At 44.0% G+C, this 4,816-nt stretch carries 5 protein-coding genes and 1 pseudogene; 2 read left to right on the forward strand and 4 right to left on the reverse strand.

The genetic code is table 11. The features are described from left to right. Positions 1 to 641: pseudogene (locus Q0605_RS08070) on the reverse strand (pyruvate:ferredoxin (flavodoxin) oxidoreductase); the annotation flags it as partial. Between the two features lie 333 nt (positions 642 to 974). Between Q0605_RS08070 and Q0605_RS08075 the strand changes: the two are divergent. Further along, on the forward strand, positions 975 to 1,175 hold the full coding sequence (locus Q0605_RS08075; RefSeq protein WP_298705940.1) for a hypothetical protein: 201 nt from the start codon (positions 975 to 977) through the stop codon (positions 1,173 to 1,175). A gap of 251 nt (positions 1,176 to 1,426) precedes the next feature. Next, positions 1,427 to 2,596 (forward strand): sugar transporter, encoded by a 1,170-nt coding sequence (locus Q0605_RS08080; protein WP_298705943.1) that lies wholly within the window; start codon positions 1,427 to 1,429, stop codon positions 2,594 to 2,596. A gap of 103 nt (positions 2,597 to 2,699) precedes the next feature. On the opposite strand, the gene Q0605_RS08085 is transcribed toward Q0605_RS08080, so the two are convergent. From Q0605_RS08085 to Q0605_RS08095, 3 genes are all read right to left on the reverse strand, one after another. Continuing rightward, positions 2,700 to 2,861 (reverse strand): hypothetical protein, encoded by a 162-nt coding sequence (locus Q0605_RS08085; protein WP_298705947.1) that lies wholly within the window; start codon positions 2,859 to 2,861, stop codon positions 2,700 to 2,702. Between the two features lie 145 nt (positions 2,862 to 3,006). Next, entirely contained in the window at positions 3,007 to 3,666 is a 660-nt protein-coding gene (locus Q0605_RS08090) for a GntR family transcriptional regulator (protein WP_298705950.1), read from the reverse strand. A gap of 62 nt (positions 3,667 to 3,728) precedes the next feature. Further along, a complete protein-coding gene (locus tag Q0605_RS08095; RefSeq protein WP_297948367.1) occupies positions 3,729 to 4,706 on the reverse strand; it encodes an asparaginase in 978 nt (325 codons plus the stop codon). Positions 4,707 to 4,816 lie beyond the last annotated feature (110 nt).

Here is a 4,816-nt window from a genome sequence, read left to right on the forward strand (position 1 = left end):
TTCGGACTTTCGGGGCTTAGCGACTCGTCTCTAAATTTTTGCAGCGCCTCACGGTCAAGAAGCCTATCAAAGTGCGCGTAGTCAAGCACCTCGACCTTTTGTATCTCGTGGCTCGTACGAAATCCGTCGAAAAAGTGCAAAAACGGCACGCGCCCCTTAATCGCCGCAAGATGCGCGATACCGCCCAGATCCATCACCTCCTGCACGCTGTCGCTTGCAAGCATCGCAAAGCCACTTTGGCGACAGGCATAGACGTCTTGGTGATCGCCGAAGATGGAGAGCGCCTGCGCCGCAAGTGCACGCGCCGCGACGTGAATGACGCCCGGAAGCATCTGACCTGCGATCTTGTACATATTTGGAATTTTTAGCAAAAGCCCCTGCGACGCGGTGTACGTCGTCGTAAGCGCGCCCGCTTGTAAGGATCCATGCACGGTGCCCGCCGCGCCGCCCTCGCTTTGCATCTCGACTACTTTAACGGGCATGCCGAAGAGGTTTTTCTTGCCCTGCGACGCCCAAATATCGGTGTAATCCGCCATAGGCGAGCTAGGCGTGATCGGATAGATGCCCGCGACCTCGGTGAAGGCGTATGAGACGTAAGCCGCCGCCTCGTTTCCGTCCATCGTTTTCATAACTTTTGCCATTTTTAGTTCCTTTGGAATTATCAAATTTCGCTAATTTTACATATTTATTGCTTAAAAATTTAAATGCTTCGCAAACCGAATAAAATTCTAAAGCTTTATCACAGCAGGCGGGCTACAAGCGCGATCTGCTGGCAGTTTTAGACGAGCATTGCGGACGATTTGAGACGGGCTCTTTCGCCGCCTTGAAAATAAATTTTGCGTACTTTAAGCGCAGCTTGCTAGCAACAGGTAGAAATTAATGTAAATTTAGCCGTCTAGCTTGAAATTCTAACCAAATATCAAATGGCGGGAACGCGCGAAAATTAAGAAATTTAAAAATGCACCTACCACAAGATGAAAAAACCTCATATCGCAACAAGACTGGATAATAAATTTAGCCACTACAAAGCCTCAACCGCTATACGCATCCAAGCTCAACGTAGCAAAATTTTATTTATGGCTTATAACATCGCGGTATATAAAATTTCGACGCATTCTACCAAACATAAGAAATTTTATTGCCACCTGTCGAGCGCAGCGCAAATTTCATTTTAAATTTTCATCGATCGATCGCTACGTGAATTTTACCACACGCGACTTTGCGTTTTGAGCGTAAATTCTATTTCCGCAAGCTGCGAGGAGGATAAATTTAGCTATAATCCTCCGCTTGGATTTAGCACGGAACGTAGCACGTATATACGGCATGGAATTTAAAATTTTAAAATTCCGAGCAGAACTCGAAAAGCTAAAAACCGCTAAATATGCTAAACTTAAAGCCAAATTTAAAAAGCCCCAAAGGAACGCCTATGAATATCCATAAAATCGCTTACACGAGAGTTATCGCGCTGGCGTTTGCCGCCTTTATTTTTAACACGACGGAATTTATCCCCGTGGCCCTGCTAAGCGACATTGCGGCGGATTTTAAGATGGACGTTACGAGTACGGGCCTAATCATCACGATCTACGCGTGGGCGGTGAGTATCCTTTCGCTGCCGTTGATGCTGCTTACTTCAAAGCTTGAACGCAAGAGGCTACTTTTGCGACTTTTTGTGCTGTTTACGCTAAGCCACGTCCTGGCCGCCATTGCGTGGAATTTTGCCGTTTTGGTAATCGCGCGACTTGGTATCGCGATTTCGCACGCGATCTTTTGGTCGATCACCTCATCGCTCGTCGTGCGCCTAGCGCCGATAAACAAAGGCTCTCAGGCTATCGGCATGCTGGCTTTGGGCACCTCGCTTGCGATGGTTTTGGGGCTTCCTTTGGGGCGCGTGGTCGGCGAGCTTTTCGGCTGGAGAATTACGTTTTTTGCGATCGGCGCGCTTGCGGCGGCGGAGGCGCTGTTTCTTTGGAAAATTTTACCGTTTTTACCAAGCCGCCGTGCGGGCTCCCTTGCTAGCTTGCCGATGCTAGCAAGGCGTCCGATGCTGCTTGCTTTGTATCTGCTGACGTTTTTGATCGTAGGCGCGCATTTTACGACCTACAGCTATGTCGAGCCCTTCGTGGCGAAATTTAACCTCGCAGGCGATCACTTCGTGACCTACGTCCTGCTTGCATTCGGCGCTTCGGGAATCGCCGCAAGCGTGCTTTTTTCAAAGCTTTACCGCCCTTTTCCAAACGCCTTTTTGATCTGCTCGATCCTTTTTATCCTAGCCTCGGTGCTGACGTTAAAAGCTTTTGTCGCAAATGACGCGGCGCTGCTGCTCGCGGCTTTCGTCTGGGGAGTGGGAATTTTTGGCTTTGGGCTTTGTTTGCAGATTAGGGTTTTGGCGCTAGCTCCCGACGCTACCGATGTCGCGATATCGATCTACTCGGCGATTTATAACGTAGGCATCGGCGGCGGAGCGCTTTTGGGACATCAAGTCGCAACGAGATTCGGGCTTGAACACATAGGCGAGGCGGGCGCGATACTGGGCGCGCTAGGGCTTGCAAGCCACCTCTATGCAAGCGTAAAATTCGTGGAGAAAAATAGCGCGTAGGCTAAATTTACGAAAGAGCTTCGGCGAGATTAGCGCGCGCTTTTAGTCCGCGCTTTAAAACGGCGGCTTTGCGGGTCTAAGTTTTTAAAATTTATCCCTGCGATTAGCTAAATTTGCAGATAAATTTAATCTCGCGCCTAATTACACCGTTTATAATATGCGTTTCTTGCAACGACACATCTTTGCCGTCAAGCGCAATATCCGAAGTGCTTAAATTTAGTGTCGGTATCGTTGCGATCGATAAAACCTTAAGATTTTTTATCAATTCTCCCTTGATATAATTTATGCGATTTTAGAAGCTATTTGATCGGGAAATGTTTTAGTTGATGTAAAAATAGGCATAAATTTAATCTCGATAAGAATTTAACAAGTTTGTTGCGACGCGAATGCTACACTTTGTAAAAAAATACTTAAAGGCTATTTTTTATCGCATCTTCTAAAATATTTTTCGTCTTATTAGTATGTGCTGTGTTGAGATGAACTAATTTTTTTAAGTCTTTTTTCTGATACGCTTCTATTATTGCCCTGTGTTCCTCATTTGAGGATTCTATATGGGATTTTTTATAAAACAAAGACAGTGAAACATATGGGATTGCCGCCATTATAAGGGTTTCGACGATATTAAATGTCCTACTACCGCTTTCGCTCTGCCAAAAGCATCGATGAAAATTGGCATTTAACAAAGCCCATTCGTTTAAATCCGTGCAAATTTCGATTTGTTCTTGGATATTAATTGCTTTTTGTAGATACTCAGTATCATATTTTTCAAACGCATCCGTTATAAGTTTGCTTTCCAATAAAATTCTGAGTTCATAAATTTCTTTTGCTTCCTTGTAGCAAAGCCCCTTTACAATTGCGCCTTTAAATGGATCGAAACTGATTAACCCTTTTGCCGTCAGAATTTTTAGCGCTTCCCTTACCGGCGTAGCACTAACGTTAAATCTCTTTGAAATTTCATTTTGTTTTAGCTTGGAGCCGGATTTTATATTTCCGTTTAAAATATCTTGACTAAGACTATGGACTATAAATTCTGTTGTGGTGATAGGACGATCCGAATTGAGATGTATCATTTATTCTCCGTTTTTTAGGAGTATTATACAAAAATAATATAAAAACAATCCAGATCGGCGCCTTAGAAATTTCCAAATTCTTTTTTTATCTGTTCCAAATTCATATTATTTGCCAGCAAAAGCATCAGTAAAAGCCTTGATTTAATCGGCGATAACCAGCCAGACATTATACAACCAATACTTTGTAAATCCATCTCTGAGCCTTTATAACCGTATGTCTTAGTAGCACAGATCCCACTACCGGTGCGAGAAGCGACGACGACCGGAATTTGAGCACCTCTTAGTTTATCCACCATATCGTATGATACGTGTCCGGCACCTACGCCACTAATTACGATACCACTAAAATTAGCACGTAAGGCGAGCTCAATCATCTCGCCGTCACAACCCAAATAGCTTTGTATAATCTCTACTTTAGGAAATTTGACGTCAGGTAAAGGATAAATTTGACGCGATACGGCAGGAGTTATAAATTTTACTCCATTCTCTATCACAAGCCCCTGAATACCGGCATTTATCGATATAAAAGTTTGCAGAGAAAAGGTATTGCTCTTATGAACCCATAGTGCACTATGAATCGTATCGTTTAGTACTACCAGCACACCCCGATCTCTACTTTGCGGACTAATAGCGGTTAACACGCTAGCATATATATTGCCGGCACCATCCGAGCTAATAGAATCGGCATTTCGCATAGCGCCGGTAATAACCAACGGAGCATGCTCATCCCAAACTAAATTTAAAAAGAATGCGCTTTCTTCTAGCGTATCGGTTCCTTGCGTAATGACTACGCCTGCTGCCCCTTTAGCTATCTGCTCTTTCGCCCATTTATAAACTTCTACGAGATCTTGTACCTTTAAACTACCGCTAGGAAGAGCCAGCAAGGTTTTAGCCTCTATTTGCACCATCTCCCTTAAAGCAGGTACTGCGCCTACTAACTGTTCTGCACTAAAGCTAGGTTTAACTCCGCCTTGTCCACCGTTCGCGCTCATACAAATCGTACCGCCCAATGCGCCGACTGCAATTTTTGGCTTTGACATTTTTTGCTCCTTCGCTTTTTTAGTTTGGGAAATTATACCATATTTTAAAATTTTTCAATACAAAATACTAAATATTATATATAATTTTTTAAAAAAATGTTATAATGCTC

It is taken from the genome of uncultured Campylobacter sp. (genome assembly GCF_938017705.1).
Classification (GTDB): Bacteria; Campylobacterota; Campylobacteria; order Campylobacterales; family Campylobacteraceae; genus Campylobacter_B.

What these genes read in the sequence shown, in the direction of transcription:
- Q0605_RS08075 (WP_298705940.1), top strand. Translation starts at nt 975, where the DNA reads ATGAAAAAACCTCATATCGCAACAAGACTGGATAATAAATTTAGCCAC.
- Q0605_RS08080 (WP_298705943.1), top strand. Translation starts at nt 1,427, where the DNA reads ATGAATATCCATAAAATCGCTTACACGAGAGTTATCGCGCTGGCGTTT.
- Q0605_RS08090 (WP_298705950.1), bottom strand. Translation starts at nt 3,666, where the DNA reads ATGATACATCTCAATTCGGATCGTCCTATCACCACAACAGAATTTATA.
- Q0605_RS08095 (WP_297948367.1), bottom strand. Translation starts at nt 4,706, where the DNA reads ATGTCAAAGCCAAAAATTGCAGTCGGCGCATTGGGCGGTACGATTTGT.